Below are 19,257 nucleotides of genomic sequence, written 5' to 3' on the forward strand. Positions count from 1 at the left end.
CCTCCGTCCGGGGATTTCACCCGGGCCGGGAGTCTGCCTGGTCAAGTGGGCCAACGCCAGACGGGGAGATGGATCGGAGATGTTTCGTGACTAGCCTCTTCAGGTGTGACCGCAGAGCCCCGCTGGCTGACCGACGCCGAGCAGAGATCGTGGCGCGCCTACGTGATCGGCACCGAGCGGCTGCGCCAGCGCCTCACCACCGAACTGCAGGACACCCACAACCTGCCCCTGGCCGACTACGAGGTGCTGGTCCGCCTGTCCGAGCAGGAGAACCACCAGATGCGGATGACCCAACTGGCCGACGAGGTCGCCCAGTCCAAGAGCCGCCTCTCCCACCAGATCTCCCGCCTCGAACAAGCCGGCCTGGTCCGCCGAACCTGCTGCCCCAACGACGCCCGAGGCATCCTCGCCGAACTGACCGACCAAGGCCTCACCCACCTCCACCAGGCCGCCCCCACCCACGTCGACGGCGTCCGCCGCCACCTGATCGACCTGGTCACCGACGAGGAACGAACCGTCCTGGCCACCATCTTCGAGCGAGTCCAGCAACACCTGGACGACACCGCCCCCTAGCCCGCTACCCTCTTGCACCAAGGAGGCGTGGCAGAGCGGCCGAATGCATCCGCCTTGAAAGCGGAAGACGGGAGACCGTCCGGGGGTTCAAATCCCTCCGCCTCCGCACCGTTGACCAGCAGAAACGCTGTAGTCCCGCCCACCCCCGGGGGCTACAGCGTCGGTGTGGGTCTCAATTGAGGTCTCATTTAGGCGCTTTCAGCTGAATGGGCATCAGCAGGAGTCGGCGGCCTTGCCGCGCTCATCGCCATCGGTGCTGCAATCGTGGCGTTCGCCGAAGCCAGGTTGGCCGAGCGTCAGGCAGCTGACGGCGTTGGCGCGCCTGTACATCAGCGTTGATACTGCGGTACAGCTCACGGTGACGTAGCCCGGCCCGAACGCTTGCCCAGATCAGCCATAGGGCGCCGAGTCCCAGCAGCCCGTACACCACAACCACAACAGTCACCCCGAACCTGGTCGTCACTTCACGGACAGCGCGAGCGAGGCGGCAACCCATCTACCGGGCGGCATGGGAGGTCGGGAAGCAGAACCGCTGTGCCCGCAGCTGAAGCGACGACGCTAAGTCTGATCATGAACCCGGTTTTCACAAATTGTGAAAACCGGGGCAGTATCACCTGGTTGGGGCAACGCCAATCTGATACGCCAGGCGACGCACGTCCCGTCCACCTGCGTTCCGACGAGCCGACACCAGCATGCCCGCCACCGCGTCCCGCACGAACGGGTTAGACCTCACCTGCTGCGGCGTCAGCTTCTCCGCCTTGAGGATGGCTTGCACGCCTTGATGCCGAGTTCGCTTGTCCTGAATCAGCGCACGCCCCAAGTCCATCCGATAGGCGCCCTGCCTAGACGTCGGCAACACCTGCCAGTCAACGCCCTTGGCAGCCGCGGCTGCCCTGCCGACGTGGCCAAGTTCGACCCCGATGCTGATCCGCCAGATGGCCACGTTGGCACGGCCGAAGTTGAGCATGGCCGAACCCCATGGGCTAACAGACATACCGAGTCGTTCGGCCATGCCCTCAGCTTCAGACAGGTGGGTTTCAGCTGTGGCAGCGTCGCCTTGACCTGCGGCAGCGAGCGAAGCTGTGAGGTGCCCCATGCCCCGGCTTTCCAAGCGCGCCCCAGACGCGTCCGCCGCCGCCACCGCGAGCTGATACTGACGTGGCCGAGACAGCGACGACATGAACCGTGCCCGTGCCCAGGCGGCCAATCCCAGCCATTCAGGGTCGTCCAGGGCTTCAGCCGCAGCCTGAATCCGTTCTGCGGCAACCAGTCCTAGATGCCTGGCGCCAAGCCATGCCGCCATGTTGCCGGCGGATTGGTAGACCGTGATCAGGCCGATCAACGAGTCGCGTCGGTGTGCGTCGTCCGCCGCATAGATCAGCAGGTCATGCAGCAGGCCGGGCAGGATGACCCCCTGCTGAACGAAGTCGGCCTGGGGGCGAAGCGTCGTGACCAGCAGCTCCATGTCCTGAGACACCAGCTCCCAAGACCGCGCCGGGTAGTCGTCGGGAACCTCACCCGGCCACCACTCGGTGAGAAGTGCGTCCAGTCCGTCAAGTGCCGCGTGCGCAGCGGTGCTGGTGGGCGCGACAGGAACACGATGCCGTCCGTCAAGATCAGTCGGAGACACCCGCAGGACAGCCGCTTCGTGGACCAAGCTGCGCGTCTTCGATGTCCATCGTGGGCCTGCCCATCGTCGCGGAGGCTGGACCCTTCGCATGCCCCCGGTGATCGCCGGGGCTTTCTCCGCGAAGAGGTTCGCGGCGAAGTTTACGGCAGCAACCCCATGCCTCACGGCATCACTGCCACTGACCAGCGATAACAGCACGTAGGCTCGCTGGTCCTCAAGCCACCCCGGACCCTGGTAGGTTCGCGGACAAGTTATGGCGAATATCCTGTAACGATGGCTGAGCGATGACGGTCTGACAGGGTGCCAACGGAGGCTGTCAGGGTTGGGGTCGGCGGCTGCTGGTGCTGCCATAGGTGAGGCGCCTGGTGTGCTTGACTGGGCTGATGGCTGACACGTTTGGGGTGCCGCGGCCGGACAAAGTCACCTATTACGGTCAGGTGGCGGGATCGAGCGCCGGGCGGGATTACAAGCAGCAGGTGCTCGCGGCGCTGGATCTGCGGCCTGGGCAGACGGTGCTGGACGTGGGGTGCGGTCCGGGAACCGATCTGGCGGACATGGCGGAGGCCGTGACGGCGTCGGGGTCGGTGATCGGCGTGGATGTCGAACCGGCGATGGTCGAGGAGGCCAGCCGCCGGCTGGCGGACAAGCCGTGGGTCGAGGTGCGTCGCGGCGATGCTCACGCGTTGCCGGTGCCCGATGCCAGCGTGGACCGTGCCCGCGCCGATCGGATGGTCCAGCACGTCGCCGATCCGGCCGGTGTGTTCGCTGAGTTCCGGCGGGTGCTGCGTCCTGGCGGTCTGGCATGCGTGGCGGAGCCTGACTGGGACAGCCTGGTGATCGATCCGGGCGATGTCGAGACGAATCGGGCGTTCAACCGCTTCGTGTGCTCCACCATGGTGCGCAACGCCACCGTGGGTCGGCAGCTGGCGCGCTTGGCCCACCACGCGCAACTGGAGGTGTGCGATGTGGTCACGGCTGCGCCGGTGTTTCGCGACTTCACCCTTGCCGACAAGATCCTCGGTCTGAGTCGCAACGCCGAACGTGCCATCCGAGCGGGTCAGTTGGACCGTGCGGCGGGCGAGCGGTGGCTGGCCGAACTGTCGGCCGGTCCTTTCCTCGCGACAAGCGTGCTGTTCATGGCGGTGGTTCGTCGAACCTGAGTGCGATCCACTCCCAGTCGATCAGGTCACAGAAGAACCCGCGCAGGCTGTCGATGCGTTGCACCTTGCCCACCGCGGTCAGCGGCTGGCCCTTTCTGGTGAGGCCACGCAGACCACGATCCAGGCGACACAAGCCCGGCAGGGCAACCGGCTCGATGAGATGGACGGCAAGCTCGACAGGCTGATTGAGATTCGGCAGGCCAAGGCGTCCGGGCCCCGGTGTTCAGCCCAGCACGACGAGCATGGCGGGCACGACAGACAGCAGGAACACGGCCCAGGAGCTGACAATCCAGGGCGAGGGGGGTGTGCCCCGGCGGGCAGCGAGGCTGCCGCCGACCACTGTGAGCAGGACGCCGACCCCCACGGCTAGCAACGGCAGCCACCCCAGTATCCAGTCGAGCGTGCTGAGGCTCGTGCGCCCGCCGTGGGACGCGGCGACGGAGTAGAGCCCCAGGAGGAGCAGCGACGGCAGGGCGCTGGCCAACATGAGGCCGACCGACAACCAGGCCCCTGGTGCGAGGCGCTTCGCAGGTATATCGGCATTGAAGCCGCCCACGAAGTCAGCATCGGCACGGGCGGGTCTCGGCATGCGACGGCTGTCCGAGGGACGGCGGCCAGGCGCTCCTGACCGCTCAGCATTCACCACGTCATCATCAGTCACGGGGGAATCCTGGCCAGCCCACCGCCGCGCCGGCATCCGCGTTTCTACTCATTCCGCTCGGACAAGAGCACAAGACGACGCGCAAGTTGTCAGTGCCACGCATATCCGCCCGACCACCCCACCCACAGATCCACAATGGACGGCATGGGTCTCATTCAGGACGGTTCGGGCTGGTTCATCCACCACGCCGCAGGGGCCCTGCCAGGTGATCTCTCGTCGAGCCGGAAACCCTATGTGGAGGCTGTGCCGGCCGGGTGATCAATTCCCGGGATCCGACCGGCACAGCTCTCCGTGCCACGCTCGACCCGACCGGATGTCGCCCCGACAGTTTCCGGTACGCGTTGTCGCATGGACTTCGACAAAGGGAGAAAGATCGCCGCCCGCGTGGCAGGCGGGCAATCGCGGTGATTACGAAGCCGGACCGCGTTGTCCGGATCGGCTCACCTGTGGTGGGCGATGACTACTTGGTCTTGCCCAGGCCCAGGCCGTTGCCCAGGACGCCGGTCGAGCCGATCAGGCCACCGGCGCCGTTGCCGCTGGCGTTGTGCGAACCGGCCGAGTCGCCGACCTTGTGCACGTTCACGTTGTCGCCCGCACCCTTGGCGCCGTGGGTGTTGGAGCCGGCCTGCGAGGAGCCCTGGTTCGAGGTGCAGGAGTCGTCGTTCACGTTGGTGGACACGTTGCCGTTGCTCAGAACGTTGATGTGCGGCTGCTTGAGCGCCTCGTCGACGTCCACGGCCACCGGCACCAGGCCGACCAGGCTCTGCGCGTTCAGGTCCTCGAGCGGACGGTTCGCCAGGCAGCCGAAGTTCGGCGAGACGTTCACGTTGTTCAGGGCGTGTACCGGAACGACGCCCGTCTGGTTGATGTTGCCGTCAGTGCTGCGGCCGTGGCCGTGGTCCGGACGCTCGCCGGCGAAGGCGGTACCCGCGACCCCTGCGAAACCGGCGGCGGCGAGAGCAGCTACGACGACGGCCTTCTTGAACAGCTTCAAGTTACTCATTCCTTTCGACTTGCGGGCCCGGAAATCTGGCTGATGGTCTACTTCGCCCCCAGTGGCGTTTGGGCCCGCTGCACGCAGGACCATACAACAGCTCGGCATTAGTCAACGGCTCGAATAACACTATCGGGTGATCGATCCCGCCGCGTTTCCCGCTTTCCGGTGAATGTGCGCGAGCCACGTTCGCCGACCCAGAAGTTGGCGGCGGCCTAACTGACATCTCGTCGAGAGCCAGAGAAGTGCCTGTTGTTCAGGGCAGTCTTCGTTGTCGCGACGTTCGGCGCCACGCCCTTCGGAGCATCCGGCGTCCGGCTGGGCGGAAATTGCCGATCCCCAGTGGTCGATGAACGCGCATCAGGCACCCGAAATCGTTCCAAGTCCACTTTCGCGCAGGTCAGGATGCATCTTGTGGATATACCGGGCCAATGCGGAGCGCGCTCATCGGAGCCGAGGCCGTGATCGCCGGGGCCGGGTCTGGTCTGCTTGCCAGTACTGGGATTCCGGGGCACGGTGGGCGCGGGGCGCGGGTTTGGCCATCCCGGCCAGACTTGTCCAGCGGCTGGTCCGCGTGGCTTCAATGAGACGGTCATGACTGGATTCCGCGACACCGTGGTCGGGGTCGACGCCCATCCGCGTGGGCTCGTGGATACTCGCCGGCCTGGCTCAGGCGCAGCGCACATACTCGATTGCGCCCGCGAACTCGTGCAACGCGAGGGCGGCTACTTCTTCGTCGCATGTCCGCTGTAAGGTAGGGATTTCCAACAGGACATCGTCCATGTGATGATCATCCGTCAGCCAGGAGCGGCGCACGGTTTTTTGTCGCCGGGCGGTGGGCACGACCGGGTTTGAGTGATTTTGCTCGTCCGGGGTTCGAATCCCGCCGCCTCGCTTTGGGTGATTGTGTCCGCAGAAGGCGCGGACCCGGTCGCTCGCCATAATGTTTGAGGGAGGCCCCAACCCCCCGAAGTTTGTCGGTCCACCCTCGGTCGTCGGGTGGCGGCCGTGCGGAGTGTGGTCGGCCGGTCACTTTGAGTACGGGGCGTTACGTTTCCGGACAGTGACCGAAACTTCACCAATTCAGGTCACTTGTGACTTGGGACACAAAGGGGCATGCTCAGGGGAAGGGTGGTCCTTCGACCCGCGTCGGAGCCAGGGACCAGCCGGAAAGGGTCAGGTGATGCCGTGGCGAAGCTGTCAACGCAGGTGGTCGCGCGCCTGCCGCGTCCCCGCGGCTGAGACGACAGCATCGACCCAGCCGTGGCTGTGGGCGGCGTGGTCCGTTCCCATCAGTGCATCGCACCTGGACGCCGATCGAGTCCTCGGTTGGGACTCCGCGCCGGTCGGGCCTGGGCGTGTGCGGCCACTGACAAGTCCATCCGAAACCCGGGCGCGCCTGCGGGCGCGTCCGGGCTTTGTCTTGTTGGGCTTTGTATCGTTGGGCCCCACACACCCCCGGAGGCGACGTGGAATTCAACGACGACGTGGGGCTCGACACGTCCCAGGTGCAGGACTTGCGGTCGGGCGGCGGCGGCATCGGGCCCCGGGTGTTGCTCGGTGGTGGCGGGCTCGGCGTCGTCGGACTGATCATCTACTTCGTGATGTCCCAGTTGGGGGGTACGCACGGGAGTCCGGCGTCCGGGCTCGGCGCGGTGGGGTCCGGGCAGCGGGTGGACAACTCGAAGATCGCCCAGCAGTGCAAGACCGGGCGGGACGCCAACACCAACCACGACTGTGCGCTGGTCGCCACGATCAACTCGATCCAGGGTTACTGGCAGGACCAGTTCGCCCGGTCCGGCAAGACCTACCGGACCGCGCCGACGAACTTCTTCAACGGCCGGGTCAGCACCGGCTGCGGCGGCGCGACCTCCGACACCGGCCCGTTCTACTGTCCCGCCGACTCCCAGGTGTATGTGGACCTTTCGTTCTTCAACGAGTTGCGGTCCCGGTTCGGCGCGCAGGGTGGGCCGTTCGTCGAGGCGTACGTCCTGGCCCACGAGTACGGCCACCACGTGCAGAACCTGCTCGGCACGTCAGGCAAGGTGAAGTCGCGCTCCGGTCCGACGTCCGACTCGGTCCGGCTGGAGCTGCAGGCCGACTGCTACGCCGGGGTGTGGGCCAAACAAGCGACCACCACACCGACCGCGAACGGCCAGCCGCTGATCAAGAACATCACCGACGACGACATCAAACGCGCCCTGGACACCGCGGCCCGGATCGGCGACGACTTCATCCAGACCAAACTCGGCAACGGCCAGGTCGACACGTCCAAGTTCACGCACGGCAGTTCCGCGCAGCGGGAGAGGTGGTTCACCACCGGCATCAAGTCCGGCAACCCCGCGAACTGCGACACTTTCGGCACCAACAACCTCGGTTAGCATGCTGCCTCGGCCCGGCGACCGCAGCCGGGCCGAGGAGCCCATGCCCACCGCACTGATCACCGGTATCTCCGGTCAAGACGGCGCGTACCGCCGCACCAGTTCGGTCAACTTCTGGCGGATCGCCGGGGTGGGGCGCTGAACCTGCTTGAGGCGATGCGGATCGTACGGCCAGGGGCCCGGTTCTACATCCCCAAGGTGGTCGACCACTTCCGGCGCGGCGAACGCGAGATCGAACTGGGCAACACCGGGGTGTGGCGGGACTTCGGCGACGTCCGGTCGGTGGCCCGGTACTACCGCCGGCTACCGGATCGAGGTCCGGGTGAACCCGGCGTTCGTGCGGGCGAACGAGGTGATCCGGCTGGTCGGCAGCCGGGACCGGCTCGTCGCCACGCTGGGCGACGAGCCGCCGATTCCGCTTGAGGACACCCTCGCCTGGATGTTCACGGCGCGCTGACCAGCAGCGGCAGGCTGTCGTCCAGCCCGCGCACCTCGACCGTCCACGAAGGACGGAACGCGGCGAACCGGGACGCGGTGAGCGCGAGTCGCACCGACGTCGCGGCCTTTCCCCGGCGTGCCAACGTCATCGTGCCGTCGGGTACGTAACCGAGCTTGCGGCTCACCGCGTTCGACGCCGCGTTGTCCTCGAAGGCGTCCGACATCAGCCGGGTCGCGCCCAGGTGGTCGAAGGCGAACATCGCGACCGCCGCGCGCATCTCCGTGCCGTAGCCCTTGCCTTGGTGCCGCGCGCCCAGCCAGGACCCGGTCGTCACCTCACGCGTCACTGCGAAGTCGGTGGCCTCCGCGCCTTGCGTGCCGATCACGCGCCCGTCCAGGCGGACCAGGAAGTTGATCCGCCAGTTCGCTGGCTTGACCCCGGCCCGGGCGGACCAGTGGTATTGCAGCCATTCGTGTTCCGGGTTGTCGGTCCAGGGCACGGTGAACGGCATGTAGTCCGGTGGGTGCACGCCGAGTCGCGCCTCCGCCACGAGTTCGAACAGGCCCGGGTCGTCGTCCGGACGCAGTTCGAGGCGCGGGGTGCGCAGGACCAGGTGTCGCAGTGGCCAGGGATCCGCCATGTCGAGATGGTCCCCGGTCCGCGCACGCGACGCGACCGGATTACCTTGAGCGACGTGTATGCGATCGTGGCCCGGGAGCCGGGTGGACCTGAAGTACTGGAATGGACCGAGGTGCCGGACCCCGAGCCGGGGCCGGGCGAGGTGCTGATCGACGTCGCCGCGAGCGCGGTGAACCGGGCAGACCTGTTGCAGCGTCAGGGTTTCTACCCGCCGCCGCCGGGTGCGTCGGACATCATCGGCCTGGAGTGCTCCGGCACGATCGCGAAACTCGGCGAAGGCGTCACCGGCTGGCAGGTCGGCGCCGAGGTCTGCGCGCTGCTCGCCGGCGGCGGATACGGCCAGCGGGTCGTTGTGCCCGCGGTGCAGGTCCTGCCGTTGCCTGACGGGGTCGACCTGGTCGCCGCCGCGTCGATCCCCGAGGTGGCGTGCACGGTGTGGTCGAACGTGGTGATGCACGGCCGCCTCGAAGCGGGCCAGGTTCTGCTGGTGCACGGCGGCGCCGGCGGCATCGGCACCCACGCCATCCAGGTCGGCAAGGCACTCGGCGCGACCGTCGCGGTGACCGCGGGCTCGCGGGACCGGCTCGACCGCTGCGCCGAACTGGGCGCGGACGTCACGATCAACTACCGGGACCAGGATTTCGTCGAGGTACTGGGAAGCCGCGGCGCGGACGTCATCCTCGACAACATGGGAGCGTCCTATTTGGACCGAAACCTCAACGCCCTCGCCATGGACGGCCATCTGCTGGTGATCGGGTTCCAAGGTGGCCGCAAGGCCGAGATGGACATGGGCAAGTTGCTGTTCAAGCGCGGCAGCCTCACCGCGCTGAGCCTGCGGTTCCGGCCGGTCGAAGGACGGGCGAGCAAGGCGGACGTGGTCGCGGCCGTCCGCGCCGGCCTGTGGCCGATGTTCGCCAAGGGCGAGGTCAAACCGATCGTGCACACCGTCATGCCGATGAGTGCCGCCGCCGACGCCCACCGCGCGCTGGAAAGCGGCGGCGAGGTCTTCGGCAAGATCGTCCTCACGTCCTGATGTCGGCCACCGCGTCGACGAGCTGGTCCACCTCGCCCGAAGTGGTGTAGTGGGCCAGCCCGACGCGGACCGCGCCGCCCACCTCGCTCACGCCGAGCGCGGCGAAGACACCGCTGGGCACGTCGTCGGCGAACGCGCAGATGCCCCGCTCGGCCAGTGCCACGATCGCGTCCGCCGCCTTCACGTCCGCGATGGTGAACGCCAGCACCGGGATCCGGCGCATCGCGTCGCCGATCACCATCACGTTCCGGATCGCCCGCAGCTCCGAGATCAGCTTGGCCAGCAGCCCCGCCTGGTACGACTTGGCCGACGACAACGACGTCTCCAGGCGCTCCCGCCGGGTGCCGGACGCGGCGTCGTCCAGCGAACCCAGGTAGTCCACGGACGCCACCAGGCCGGCCAGCATCGGGTACGCGTGCGGCCCTAATTCCAGGCGTTCCGGTCCGCGTGTCCCCGGGTCCAGCGCGGACGCGGGCAGCCGGTCGAGCAGGTCCGGGTCGGCGAACACGAGCGCGCCGACCGCCGGCCCGCCCCACGCGGACGCCGACACGGCGATGATGTCCGCGCCAAGGGCACGCATGTCCATGGGCATGAACGGGGCCGCGTAGGACGCGTCGACCACCATCAGCGCGCCCGTCTTGTGCGCGATCTCCGCGATCTTCGGCACGTCCGGCCGGGTGCCGACCGCGCCGGAGGCAGCTGTGACCGCGACCACCTTGGTGCGCCGGGACATCAGGCTGTCGTACTGCCACGCCGGCAGCTCACAGGTCTCGATGTCGATCTCGCCCCAGCGGATCGCCGCCCCCGGCCGTTGGGCCGCGCGCAGCCATGGCGCGATGTTGGCCTGGTGGTCCAGCCGGGACACCGCGACCTCGTCACCGATCAGCCACTCGCTGCCCAGCGCCTCGGCCAGCCGCTGCAGCAGGACGGGCACGTTCGGGCCGAGCACCACGCCGGCCGGCTCTCCGCCGACGAGGTCGGCCACGGCCCGCCGGGCCGCCTCCACGATGGCCTCGGCCCGCTGCGACGCCGGGAAGGCACCACCGGGCCCGGACACCGGCGCGCGCATGGCCGTGGCGACCGCCGTGGCGACCTGTTCGGGCACCTGCATGCCGGCTGACGCGTCCAAATGAATCCAGCCGTCACCCAACGCGGGGAACAGCCCACGAATCCGAGCGACGTCGAACGCCATGGCCACACCGTACGGAGCCGGCCAAGTGCGGTGACCAGTACCCTCGGGTATGTGGACTTGTGGGGGAACGTGCTGGCGACGAATCCGAGCGGGATGGGACATATGAACGACCACGCCACCAACGGCGCCCAGGCTGACGACAACACCCACCATGTGGTGGTGGTCGGACCGGACGGCCAGCCGCTGGGCGCGGCCAGGATCCCGGACGGCGACGACCGGCCCGGCGAGCAGATCGGCGACATGGTGGAGCAGCCCGCCAAGGTGATGCGGATCGGCACCATGATCAAGCAGCTGCTCGAGGAGGTCCGCCAGGCGCCGTTGGACGACGCCAGCCGAACCCGGCTGCGGGAGATCCACCAGTCCTCGATCAAGGAGCTGCAGGAGGGTCTCGCGCCCGAGCTGCGCGAGGAGCTGGACCGGCTGACCCTGCCGTTCACCGCGGACTCGGTGCCGTCCGACGCCGAGCTGCGGGTCGCCCAGGCCCAGCTGGTCGGCTGGCTGGAGGGCCTGTTCGCGGGCATCCAGACCGCGCTGTTCGCCCAGCAGATGTCCGCACGTGTCCAGCTCGAGCAGATCCGCCGCGGCGCCCTCCCACCCGGCCTCGGCGGCCAGCAGGAGGCCGGTCACGGCCGTGAGACCGGGCAGTATTTGTGACTTGGTCGCGCCGGTCGTTTGCGCCACGCAACACGCCCGACATCGCCCCGAGCACAGCGACGACCAGCCCCGAGCGGAGATGTCGGTCGCGTGGGGCGGGGTGGAAACGACCGGCTTGGGCGACCAAGTCCGTCCGAGCGGAGCGAGGACAATCGAACACAGCGGCCAGCAGGAAGGTGGCCACGGCCGTGAGACCGGGCAGTATTTGTAGCGCTGACAACCTTCACCCCTGGTGAGACGTCTGCCTGTTGTGCGGGGATGGATCCGAATAGCGCTGGTTGCCGGGGTTGTCGTGGTGCTCGGGGGCGGTGTGGCCGGCCTGTGGCTGAGCAGGGTCATCGGCTACGAGCCGGTGGCCGGCCAGGCGACCTTCCAGATCGAGGGTGTGGTCGGCCCAGACACCGGGGCGCAGTGCCCGGTGGACAAGCGGTACGTCGACGAGCAGCCGACCGGGCTGCGCGACGACGTGCTGGCGGCGTACACCAGCCTGCGGGCGAAGGCGACGGCCGAGAAGGTCACGATGTGCCTGCAGGACGGCAAACGCAGCTCCCGCCAGCAGCAGGCCCAGTTCGACGACTACGTGAAACGGTTCGGCAGCCGGGAGCTGGCCCGCAACTACGCCTTGCCGCCGGAGGAGTCCAACCACGTCAAGGGCGTCGCCGTGGACATCCAGCCGCTGTCCGCGGCCGGGTGGGTGGAGCGGAGCGCCGGCAAGTACGGCTGGTGCCGTCGTTACGAGAACGAGCCATGGCATTTCGAATACAGCCCGGACTACGCCAAGGGCTGCCCGACGCTGCTACCGCATGCGTGAGCGACCTATCATTCCTGCTCATGCTCAGCACACGACCGGTCACCAAGGGGTCAACCGGCCGCCGGTACTCTCATCGACTGTGCAAGCGACGAGCACGATCGACCGACCGATGACGACGGGGGAAGCCCCGCTCGACAATCCCAGCCGCACCTTCGGGCGGGCATGGGACGATGTCCGACGCGGTGTCCGGGCCGTGGACCTGTGGGGTCACCTCGGCTGGCAGGACATCAAGCAGCGTTATCGCCGTTCGGTGATCGGACCCCTGTGGATCACGCTGAGCATGGCGGTGACCGCCATCGGACTCGGGCTGCTGTACTCGCAGCTCTTCAAGACGACGATCGGGACATTTCTCCCGTATATCACGGTCGGCTTCATTGTCTGGAACTTCATCGTCGGATGCGTCATCGAGGGCACCGACACGTTCATCTCGAACGAAGGACTGATCAAGCACCTGCCCGCGCCGCTGACGGTGTACGCGTTGCGCACGGTGTGGCGGCAGACGCTGATGATGGCGCACAACCTGATGGTCTACGTGGTCGTCGTCGCGATCTTCTTCACGAACCTGACCGCGGCGGGGTACACGATCAGCGACGGCGGCACCCAGCAACCGGGCCTGAGTTGGACGGTCCTGCTGGCGGTCCCCGGGTTCCTGCTGATCGCGGTCAACGGCGTGTGGGTCACCCTGCTGTTCGGCATCATCGCCACCCGCTACCGGGACATCCCGCCGGTGATCAACGCGCTGATCCAGCTGGTGTTCTTCGGTACGCCGATCGTGTGGTCCACCGACCTGCTGACCGGCGGCGGCGCCTTCGGCGGTGGCGGCGGCCACTGGCGGGTGCTGATCGCCGAGCTCAACCCGCTGTACCACTTCGTCGAGGTGATGCGCGCGCCGCTGCTCGGCATGGTGGTCAGCTGGCACCATTGGGCCATCGTCGGCGGCATCACTGTCATCGGCTCACTGCTGGCTTTGGTGGCGATGCGTAACTACCGCGCGCGCGTGCCCTACTGGGTGTAACGGAGGCTGGAGACATGGTCAGCATCGACGTCTGGAACGCCTCCGTCGACTTCCCGATCTTCGACGCGAAGACCCGGTCGCTGAAGAAGGCGGTGCTCGGCAAGGTTGGTGGGCACATCGGCACCGAGGCCAGGGTCCCGGTGATCGAGGCGCTGCGGGACATCAACCTGTCGTTGGGCGACGGCGACCGGGTGGCCCTGGTGGGCCACAACGGCGCGGGCAAGTCCACGCTGCTGCGGCTGCTGTCCGGGATCTACGAGCCGATCACCGGCGGCGCGAAGATCATCGGCAAGATCGCGCCCGTGTTCGACCTGGGTGTCGGCATGGACCCGGAGATCTCCGGGGTCGAGAACATCATGATCCGCGGCCTGTTCCTCGGCATGAACCGCAAGGCGATGGAGAAGAAGGTCGACGACATCGCGGAGTTCAGCGAGCTCGGCGACTTCCTGCAGATGCCGCTGCGGGCGTACTCGACCGGGATGCGGGTGCGGCTCGCGCTGGGCATCGTCACGTCGATCGACCCGGAGATCCTGATCCTGGACGAGGGCATCGGCGCGGTGGACGCGGCGTTCATGAAGAAAGCCAGAGACCGCCTGGTCGACCTGGTGAAACGCTCCGGCCTGCTGGTGTTCGCGTCGCACCAGGACGACCTGCTGCTGGAGCTGTGCAACCAGGCGATCTGGATGGACGGCGGCCGGATGAAGATGCGCGGCGGCCTGCGTGAGGTGCTCACCGCGTACAAGGGCTACGACCCGTACGAGCACCTGGGTCCGGAGATGCTCAGCCGGCTGGGTGTCGAGGCCGTTCCGAACGGCGAGACCCGGTGACCACGCCGCTGCGGCCGGACTCGGTCGTCACCGTCGTGGTGACGAGGCACCGCCGTGACCTCCTGGTCGACTCGTTGAAGGTGATCGGCGCGCAGACCCGTCCGCCGGACCACCTGGTGGTCGTGGACAACGGCCCGGACCAGTCGGCCGAGGACGTGGTGGCCGCGTGCCCGGTGCCGTCGACGTACATCGCGTCGCACCGCAACCTCGGCGGCGCCGGTGGTTTCGCGCTGGGCATCCTGCACGCGTTGGCGCTCGGCGCGGAGTGGGTCTGGCTGGCCGACGACGACGGCCGGCCGGCGGACGAGACGGTGCTGGAAGTCCTGCTCGGCGAGGCGAAACGGCGTGGGCTGGCCGAGATCTCCCCGGTCGTCGTGAACATCGACACGCCGGAGACGCTGGCCTTTCCGTTGCGCCGCGGGCTGACGTGGAAGCGGCACACGTCCGAACTGGGCACGGACTTCCTGCCCGGGATCGCGTCGCTGTTCAACGGCGCGCTGTTCCGGGCGTCCACTTTGGACGTCATCGGCGTGCCGGACTACCGGCTGTTCGTCCGCGGCGACGAGGTCGAGGTGCACCGCCGGCTGGTCCGGACCGGGCTGCCGTTCGGCACGTCGCTGCGGGTGGCGTACCTGCACCCGGACGGGTCGGACGAGTTCAAACCGATGCTGGGCGGCCGGTTCCACGCCCAGGACCCGGACAACCCGGTCAAGCGCTACTACACGTACCGCAACCGCGGATACCTGTTGTCGCAGCCCGGGTTGCGCAAGATCGGCGCGCTTGAGGTCCTCCGCTTCGGCCTGTACTTCCTGACCGTGCGCAAGGACCCCAAGGCGTTCCTGACCTGGCTCAAACTCGTCCGCCAGGGCCAACGCGAACGTTTCTTCCGCTACTGACCCCGGCCGTCTTCACCCCCACTGTCGCATGGGGACTGTTGAGCACCCGCAGTGGCGCGGTGTCGGTGCTGTTGTCGCTCAAGAAGGGCAGCAGCTGAGCACCGTCCAGAACGGACGCGAGCGCGAGCAGCACACCCGCTCCGCCGGTGGCGACGTCCATCGACAGGCGCAGCAAATGGGTGCCGGGGAACGCGATGTGCCCGTGGTACGGCACGGCGTGCAGCGCCAGCCAGTCCAGATGCTGGTCGGTCGCCCGCGCCGAAATCGGATCCGGGTCCCGGCGCTGCCCGGCGGCGAGCGCGGCCAGCAGGCCGGCGCGGCCGAGCATCAGGCCAGGCTGGATCACGAACTCGGCCATCAACGCGCGCCGCAGCTTCGGCAGTTCCATCGCACAGGGGGCGCCGGGCCAGCACGACAGTAACTCCGTCATCACGAGGACGATCCCGGCGCTGCCGACCTCCAGGTACGGCAACGTGCGCAGCCCGTCCCGCACCTGCACCGAGCCGTCCGGGCCGCGGGTGCATTCCAGCAGGTCCCGGCGGATCGCGAGGTCGGCCTGGTCCAGCCAGCCGCGGTCCCGGGTGCGTTCGAACAGCCGCAGGAACAGCAGGGCCGGTCCGGACCAGCCGTGCATCAGGCCGGCGCGGCCGCGGATGCCGGGGCCGGGCAGCGGGACGTTGGCCAGCATGCCGGTGAGCCGTTCGCCGATCTCGACCGCGTGCCACAGGTGGCCGGCGTCCTGTCGGCTGGCCGCGAGGTGCAGCAGGTTCAGTCCGATCCCGGCGAGCCCGGTGCGCAGGCCGTGGCAGGTGATCGTGGCCAGTTGCGGCTCGAACCGGTCGATCAGGTCGTCGACCGCGTCCTGGTAGCCGAAGTTCTCCAACACGTACGCGGTGCCGTACGCGCCGTTGAAGAATCCCGCGGTGGTGGGTGGATCCCGGCGGACGGCTTCGAGCAGCCACTGTTCGTGCATGGGGAACCGGCCTGCCCCGGTGACGTCCAGTGCGTGCAGGACACCGGCGGCGCCGTGGCCGAACCCCGTGGCGCCGGTGGCGAACTGCTGGATGTCACCGGGGAAGAGCCGGTCGGTCCGGGCCGGCGTGGCGCTGGCCAGGATCGCGTCCGCGATCGACCGGCGGACCGCCGTCCAGTTCACCTCGGGCTGGTCCAGCGCGGTCCGCCGGCGGGCGGACCTGGTCGACCGGGGCCGCAGTTCGGCCAGTACCTCTTCGAGGTAGCCGAGTGGCAGGTCGAATCGTTTGCGCACGTACCGGACGAAGTCGGCGAGCTTGTCCGGTTCCATGTCCAGGACCGTGGTCATCGGCAGGAACATCCACAGCCGCAGCACCGCGAACGAGTACCGGTCGACCTCGTAGCCGGTCCGGTCGTTCGGGGCGCGGAAGCCCGGGGTGCCGCCCGGCGGGCGGTGCGGGTCGCGGGCCGGGAAGGCCAGCTCGAAGTCCACAAGGGACACTGAGTCGTCCTCGTCGACGAGGATGTTGCGGTCGTTGAGATCGCCGAACACCAGGCCACGCCGGTGGATGTCGGCGAGGATGCGTTCCACCCGGCTGAGCACGCCGAGGGCGCGTTCGACGTACCGGCCGCGGTCGGATCTGGTGGTGTCGCGTTGGGTCAACGGGTTGTGCCGGGCGAGCCAACGGCACAGCGGCATGCCGGGCACCGCGCTCATCGCCATGTATTCGTTGCCCCACACGGAGAACCGCTCGTGCAGTTCGGGCACGCCGGACACGCCGGCCAGGGCGGTGAGGGTCCGCGCCTCCCGCTCGAGCCGGGTCACCGCGTCGACACAGTCCTGGTCCAGACCTGTATACGGTCGCGCCTCCTTCAGCACGACCTGGCGGCTGTCCGACCGCCGGGTGGCCAGGTACACGCCGCCCGCGTTGGTCACGTGGTGCGCGCTGTCCACCCGGTACGGCGCCCGAATGTCCGGTTCGGGCGGATCGATGTGGGACCTGAGGAAGGCCGGGACCCGCACCCAGTCCGGCAGCCGCCGGCTCTCCTCGGGGACGAGGGTGCCGTCCGGGCGCTCCAGGGCCGGGATCGTCGCCCCGGTCCCCTCGGTGATCATACGTTCGACAAATCCACCGAACTTGATGTAAAGAGGACCCTCCCCATACCGCGCCTCGCCTGGTATGTGCGGACCGGCAACACCGGTCAAGCGTTCGCTCAGGTCCTCGAGGACACGTTTCAATTGGGTCTCGTCCACCGGGTAAATGGTGATCAATTTTCCACTTGCGGCCCGATCCGCATACTTGGCGTTCCGATTTGCGTGAATCCTGGCCGAGCGCAGAAATTTGAATGGTATACCGATTCGCACACAGTACGGCCGAACGATGTCCAGCACCCGCCGCGCGTCGGCCCGACCGGCGCTGATGTGCACCTTCCAGCCCTGCATCGGCAGATCCACGCCGTCCGGCAGGCAGACGTGCCAGCCACCGCGGTCGAACCGGCGCCAGCCGTGCACACATCCGGAAAGTGTGCTGACCCAACTGTCCAAATGTTCGAGCCCGTGGTCTTCGGTGTCATAGAACCAACGATCCGCGAAGCAGTATGCCTCATAACGCAGATCCATGCCGGCAAGCGCCTCCCCGTTCCCGATTTTCTCGCCACAGCGCCCGAGTAGAAACAATTCCCGCACATACCGACCGCGAGGGTCGATCCGCCGTTCGAGGGTTCACACTGCCAATTAGCAACCGAACGGCATATGTTACCGATGAGTATCTGCGGGCAACTGGCGGGAAAATGACGAAAAGCATCCGGGCGCCGGCAGCTGCTCGACCGAACGGCCCATTGCCCTATGGTCCTGGACGGACCATAGGCGACTACAGTACGTAGCCGTTCTACCGTCAGTGGGTCCGCCGAACGCAGGTTCAACCAAATGCCGCTTGACAGTGCCATTAGCGTGGTCGGCGTGCATCGCATGTTTCCCATCACTCCCCCTCCCGCCGCCTAGGCGGGGCTTGAGCTGACCATGCGCGGCACGCTGCCGCGCCGATGAGACATGCCAACCGCCCCGCGGACGAACACTCACCCTGTTCCTCCTGCGTTGGAGCGATTCCCTTGGTCGACAACGTCCTTACCGACCGTGTTCGAAACCGGTCGGCCTCTTCGCGGCGATCTATGTTCTTCCTGGTCCTCGCCGGCGTGCTCTGGGGCGCCGGCGGGCTTTCCGGTTCCCTGCTTGGCCTTCAGACAGGTCTAGACCCGTTGGCGGTGGCCGCGTACCGGCTGCTGATCGGCGGCGCGATCGCGACCCTCGCCCTCGGCACCCGACTGAAACGGTTGCCGCGCACCGCGGCGGCGATTCGCCGGCTGTTCGCGGCCGGCGCGCTCTTGGCCGTGTTCCAGGCCAGCTACTTCGGTGCGGTGGCAATGACTTCGGTGAGCCTGGCGACGCTGGTGACCATCGGCAGCGTGCCGGTGATCGTCGCGGCCGTCACCGCGGTCCGCGAACGCAAGGCACCCACGCGCCGAACAGCCTTGTGCGTCGCGCTCGCGGTCAGCGGGCTGGCCATGCTCGCCGGCATGCCCTCCACAAGGGACACCTGGCACACCGTCGCCGGTGTGGCCCTGTCCCTGGCCGCCGGCACCGGATTCGCCGCGTTCACCCTGGTCAACCGGCGTCCGGTGGCCGGCCTGTCGAACGGCGTCACCACCGGTCTCGGCCTGCTGGTCGGCGGAATCCTGTTGCTGCCGGCGGCATTGCCGCTCGGCATGGCCATTCCGTTGACACCTCAGGTGGTGCTCACCGCGGTGTTCCTGGGTACCGTGCCGACCGCGATCGCCTACGGTGCCTACTTCGCCGGACTTCAGCACGTCAGCCCGGTCGCCGCCGCGCTGTCCGCGATGTTGGAACCGCTGACCGCGACCGTGCTGTCGGTGACGTTCTTCCACGACCGTCTCGGCGCGGTCGGGATCGTCGGCGCGGTCCTGCTCGGCGTGGCGTTGGTGGTCAACTATTCCGCTCAGAGCGGATCAGCCGACGGTGAACCGGCATTGCCGGCCGAAGCACCCGATGCTGAGGTCAGGTCATGACTGAGTCGACCAAGACCGCACTGGTGCTGCATCTCGCCAGCGGCGGCGAGCCACTGGTGTACGCGTTGTCCGAGGAGGGGGCGACAGCCCTCGCTGCCCGGCTGCAGACGCTGATGACCTCAGGCGGAGTGGACGCGCCACTGCTGGCGGACGAGTCCAAAGTGACGATCAACTTCGCGCACGTCGCGACCGCGCACTTCGAGGAGGCGCCGTCGAACCGCGTGTACGGCAGCGCCAACAAAGGACCACACGGCTTCGCCCGCTGACAGCAAAGGGGTGGGACGGCAGCGAAGCCG

Annotated in this window: 21 protein-coding genes and 1 tRNA gene; 15 read left to right on the forward strand and 7 right to left on the reverse strand. The window is 67.8% G+C overall.

Annotated elements, in window-relative coordinates; translation table 11 throughout:
* Positions 1 to 105: 105 nt before the first annotated feature.
* Together EV192_RS01130 and EV192_RS01135 are read left to right on the forward strand one after the other, a co-directional pair.
* Positions 106 to 573 (forward strand): MarR family winged helix-turn-helix transcriptional regulator, encoded by a 468-nt coding sequence (locus tag EV192_RS01130; protein ID WP_132110222.1) that lies wholly within the window; start codon positions 106 to 108, stop codon positions 571 to 573.
* A gap of 21 nt (positions 574 to 594) precedes the next feature.
* Positions 595 to 679: transfer RNA gene (locus tag EV192_RS01135), tRNA-Ser, on the forward strand.
* Positions 680 to 1,183: 504 nt separating this feature from the next.
* Here EV192_RS01135 and EV192_RS01140 read toward each other — a convergent pair.
* A complete protein-coding gene (locus EV192_RS01140) occupies positions 1,184 to 2,038 on the reverse strand; it encodes an XRE family transcriptional regulator (protein WP_132110224.1) in 855 nt (284 codons plus the stop codon).
* A gap of 566 nt (positions 2,039 to 2,604) precedes the next feature.
* On the opposite strand from EV192_RS01140, the gene EV192_RS01145 reads away from it, so the two are divergent.
* A complete protein-coding gene (locus tag EV192_RS01145) occupies positions 2,605 to 3,363 on the forward strand; it encodes a methyltransferase domain-containing protein (protein WP_243726558.1) in 759 nt (252 codons plus the stop codon).
* On the opposite strand, the gene EV192_RS53550 is transcribed toward EV192_RS01145, so the two are convergent.
* The 3 genes from EV192_RS53550 to EV192_RS01155 all read right to left on the reverse strand — a co-directional run bounded on the left by EV192_RS53550 (position 3,338) and on the right by EV192_RS01155 (position 5,027).
* Positions 3,338 to 3,496, reverse strand: coding sequence for a hypothetical protein (locus EV192_RS53550; protein ID WP_165960144.1), 159 nt, complete (start codon positions 3,494 to 3,496; stop codon positions 3,338 to 3,340). The genes EV192_RS01145 and EV192_RS53550 overlap by 26 nt on opposite strands.
* 90 nt (positions 3,497 to 3,586) lie before the next feature.
* Positions 3,587 to 3,865 (reverse strand): hypothetical protein, encoded by a 279-nt coding sequence (locus EV192_RS01150; RefSeq protein WP_132110226.1) that lies wholly within the window; start codon positions 3,863 to 3,865, stop codon positions 3,587 to 3,589.
* 619 nt (positions 3,866 to 4,484) lie between these two features.
* Positions 4,485 to 5,027: a hypothetical protein gene (locus EV192_RS01155; protein ID WP_207925854.1), complete on the reverse strand. Its 543-nt coding sequence runs from the start codon at positions 5,025 to 5,027 to the stop codon at positions 4,485 to 4,487.
* 585 nt (positions 5,028 to 5,612) lie between these two features.
* Here EV192_RS01155 and EV192_RS53555 point away from each other — a divergent pair.
* From EV192_RS53555 to EV192_RS56715, 4 genes are all read left to right on the forward strand, one after another.
* The gene (locus EV192_RS53555) at positions 5,613 to 5,771 is read left to right on the forward strand and encodes a hypothetical protein (RefSeq protein ID WP_165960161.1); all 159 of its coding nucleotides are present in this window, start codon (positions 5,613 to 5,615) and stop codon (positions 5,769 to 5,771) included.
* 716 nt (positions 5,772 to 6,487) lie between these two features.
* Positions 6,488 to 7,399 carry a KPN_02809 family neutral zinc metallopeptidase gene (gene ypfJ / locus EV192_RS01160; protein WP_132110230.1) on the forward strand — a complete coding sequence of 304 codons (912 nt, stop codon included), beginning with the start codon at positions 6,488 to 6,490 and terminating at the stop codon, positions 7,397 to 7,399.
* A 1-nt stretch (position 7,400) separates the two neighbouring features.
* Positions 7,401 to 7,541 carry a hypothetical protein gene (locus tag EV192_RS53560; RefSeq protein ID WP_165960145.1) on the forward strand — a complete coding sequence of 47 codons (141 nt, stop codon included), beginning with the start codon at positions 7,401 to 7,403 and terminating at the stop codon, positions 7,539 to 7,541.
* Between the two features lie 180 nt (positions 7,542 to 7,721).
* Positions 7,722 to 7,856 carry a hypothetical protein gene (locus tag EV192_RS56715; RefSeq protein WP_279492618.1) on the forward strand — a complete coding sequence of 45 codons (135 nt, stop codon included), beginning with the start codon at positions 7,722 to 7,724 and terminating at the stop codon, positions 7,854 to 7,856.
* Here EV192_RS56715 and EV192_RS01165 read toward each other — a convergent pair.
* Positions 7,843 to 8,478 carry a GNAT family N-acetyltransferase gene (locus EV192_RS01165; RefSeq protein WP_132110232.1) on the reverse strand — a complete coding sequence of 212 codons (636 nt, stop codon included), beginning with the start codon at positions 8,476 to 8,478 and terminating at the stop codon, positions 7,843 to 7,845. The genes EV192_RS56715 and EV192_RS01165 overlap by 14 nt on opposite strands.
* Before the next feature lie 54 nt (positions 8,479 to 8,532).
* Between EV192_RS01165 and EV192_RS01170 the strand changes: the two genes are divergently transcribed.
* Positions 8,533 to 9,510 carry an NAD(P)H-quinone oxidoreductase gene (locus tag EV192_RS01170; RefSeq protein WP_132110234.1) on the forward strand — a complete coding sequence of 326 codons (978 nt, stop codon included), beginning with the start codon at positions 8,533 to 8,535 and terminating at the stop codon, positions 9,508 to 9,510.
* Here EV192_RS01170 and EV192_RS01175 read toward each other — a convergent pair.
* A complete protein-coding gene (locus tag EV192_RS01175; protein ID WP_132110236.1) occupies positions 9,500 to 10,702 on the reverse strand; it encodes a cysteine desulfurase-like protein in 1,203 nt (400 codons plus the stop codon). The genes EV192_RS01170 and EV192_RS01175 overlap by 11 nt on opposite strands.
* 93 nt (positions 10,703 to 10,795) lie before the next feature.
* On the opposite strand from EV192_RS01175, the gene EV192_RS01180 reads away from it, so the two are divergent.
* The 5 genes from EV192_RS01180 (at position 10,796) to glfT1 (ending at position 14,905) form a co-directional block, all read left to right on the forward strand.
* The gene (locus tag EV192_RS01180) at positions 10,796 to 11,356 is read left to right on the forward strand and encodes a bacterial proteasome activator family protein (RefSeq protein ID WP_132112798.1); all 561 of its coding nucleotides are present in this window, start codon (positions 10,796 to 10,798) and stop codon (positions 11,354 to 11,356) included.
* Between the two features lie 232 nt (positions 11,357 to 11,588).
* The gene (locus tag EV192_RS01185) at positions 11,589 to 12,167 is read left to right on the forward strand and encodes a D-alanyl-D-alanine carboxypeptidase family protein (protein ID WP_243726559.1); all 579 of its coding nucleotides are present in this window, start codon (positions 11,589 to 11,591) and stop codon (positions 12,165 to 12,167) included.
* Between the two features lie 109 nt (positions 12,168 to 12,276).
* On the forward strand, positions 12,277 to 13,182 hold the full coding sequence (wzm, locus tag EV192_RS01190) for a galactan export ABC transporter permease subunit Wzm/RfbD (protein WP_132110238.1): 906 nt from the start codon (positions 12,277 to 12,279) through the stop codon (positions 13,180 to 13,182).
* A 14-nt stretch (positions 13,183 to 13,196) separates the two neighbouring features.
* The gene (wzt, locus tag EV192_RS01195) at positions 13,197 to 14,009 is read left to right on the forward strand and encodes a galactan export ABC transporter ATP-binding subunit Wzt/RfbE (RefSeq protein ID WP_132110240.1); all 813 of its coding nucleotides are present in this window, start codon (positions 13,197 to 13,199) and stop codon (positions 14,007 to 14,009) included.
* Positions 14,006 to 14,905, forward strand: a complete 900-nt coding sequence (gene glfT1 / locus EV192_RS01200) for a galactofuranosyltransferase GlfT1 (protein ID WP_279492619.1) — start codon at positions 14,006 to 14,008, stop codon at positions 14,903 to 14,905. Before wzt ends, glfT1 begins: the two co-directional genes overlap by 4 nt.
* Here the strand turns inward: glfT1 and lanKC are convergent.
* Complete coding sequence (lanKC, locus tag EV192_RS01205; protein ID WP_132110242.1) at positions 14,859 to 17,498, reverse strand: class III lanthionine synthetase LanKC; 2,640 nt, start codon at positions 17,496 to 17,498, stop codon at positions 14,859 to 14,861. The two genes, glfT1 and lanKC, sit on opposite strands and share 47 nt — an antisense overlap.
* Before the next feature lie 548 nt (positions 17,499 to 18,046).
* Between lanKC and EV192_RS01210 the strand changes: the two genes are divergently transcribed.
* Positions 18,047 to 18,961, forward strand: a complete 915-nt coding sequence (locus tag EV192_RS01210) for a DMT family transporter (RefSeq protein ID WP_132110244.1) — start codon at positions 18,047 to 18,049, stop codon at positions 18,959 to 18,961.
* The gene (locus EV192_RS01215; RefSeq protein WP_132110246.1) at positions 18,958 to 19,227 is read left to right on the forward strand and encodes a hypothetical protein; all 270 of its coding nucleotides are present in this window, start codon (positions 18,958 to 18,960) and stop codon (positions 19,225 to 19,227) included. Before EV192_RS01210 ends, EV192_RS01215 begins: the two co-directional genes overlap by 4 nt.
* The last annotated feature ends 30 nt before the right edge of the window (positions 19,228 to 19,257 follow it).

This window comes from Actinocrispum wychmicini, from assembly GCF_004345645.1.
GTDB classification, from domain to species: domain Bacteria; phylum Actinomycetota; class Actinomycetes; order Mycobacteriales; family Pseudonocardiaceae; genus Kibdelosporangium; species Kibdelosporangium wychmicini.

What these genes read in the sequence shown, in the direction of transcription:
- EV192_RS01140 (WP_132110224.1), bottom strand. Translation starts at nt 2,038, where the DNA reads ATGGAGCTGCTGGTCACGACGCTTCGCCCCCAGGCCGACTTCGTTCAG.
- EV192_RS01155 (WP_207925854.1), bottom strand. Translation starts at nt 5,027, where the DNA reads ATGAGTAACTTGAAGCTGTTCAAGAAGGCCGTCGTCGTAGCTGCTCTC.
- EV192_RS53555 (WP_165960161.1), top strand. Translation starts at nt 5,613, where the DNA reads ATGACTGGATTCCGCGACACCGTGGTCGGGGTCGACGCCCATCCGCGT.
- EV192_RS53560 (WP_165960145.1), top strand. Translation starts at nt 7,401, where the DNA reads ATGCTGCCTCGGCCCGGCGACCGCAGCCGGGCCGAGGAGCCCATGCCC.
- EV192_RS01165 (WP_132110232.1), bottom strand. Translation starts at nt 8,478, where the DNA reads ATGGCGGATCCCTGGCCACTGCGACACCTGGTCCTGCGCACCCCGCGC.
- EV192_RS01175 (WP_132110236.1), bottom strand. Translation starts at nt 10,702, where the DNA reads ATGGCGTTCGACGTCGCTCGGATTCGTGGGCTGTTCCCCGCGTTGGGT.
- EV192_RS01180 (WP_132112798.1), top strand. Translation starts at nt 10,796, where the DNA reads ATGGGACATATGAACGACCACGCCACCAACGGCGCCCAGGCTGACGAC.
- wzm (WP_132110238.1), top strand. Translation starts at nt 12,277, where the DNA reads ATGACGACGGGGGAAGCCCCGCTCGACAATCCCAGCCGCACCTTCGGG.
- wzt (WP_132110240.1), top strand. Translation starts at nt 13,197, where the DNA reads ATGGTCAGCATCGACGTCTGGAACGCCTCCGTCGACTTCCCGATCTTC.
- lanKC (WP_132110242.1), bottom strand. Translation starts at nt 17,498, where the DNA reads ATGGATCTGCGTTATGAGGCATACTGCTTCGCGGATCGTTGGTTCTAT.
- EV192_RS01210 (WP_132110244.1), top strand. Translation starts at nt 18,047, where the DNA reads ATGTTCTTCCTGGTCCTCGCCGGCGTGCTCTGGGGCGCCGGCGGGCTT.
- EV192_RS01215 (WP_132110246.1), top strand. Translation starts at nt 18,958, where the DNA reads ATGACTGAGTCGACCAAGACCGCACTGGTGCTGCATCTCGCCAGCGGC.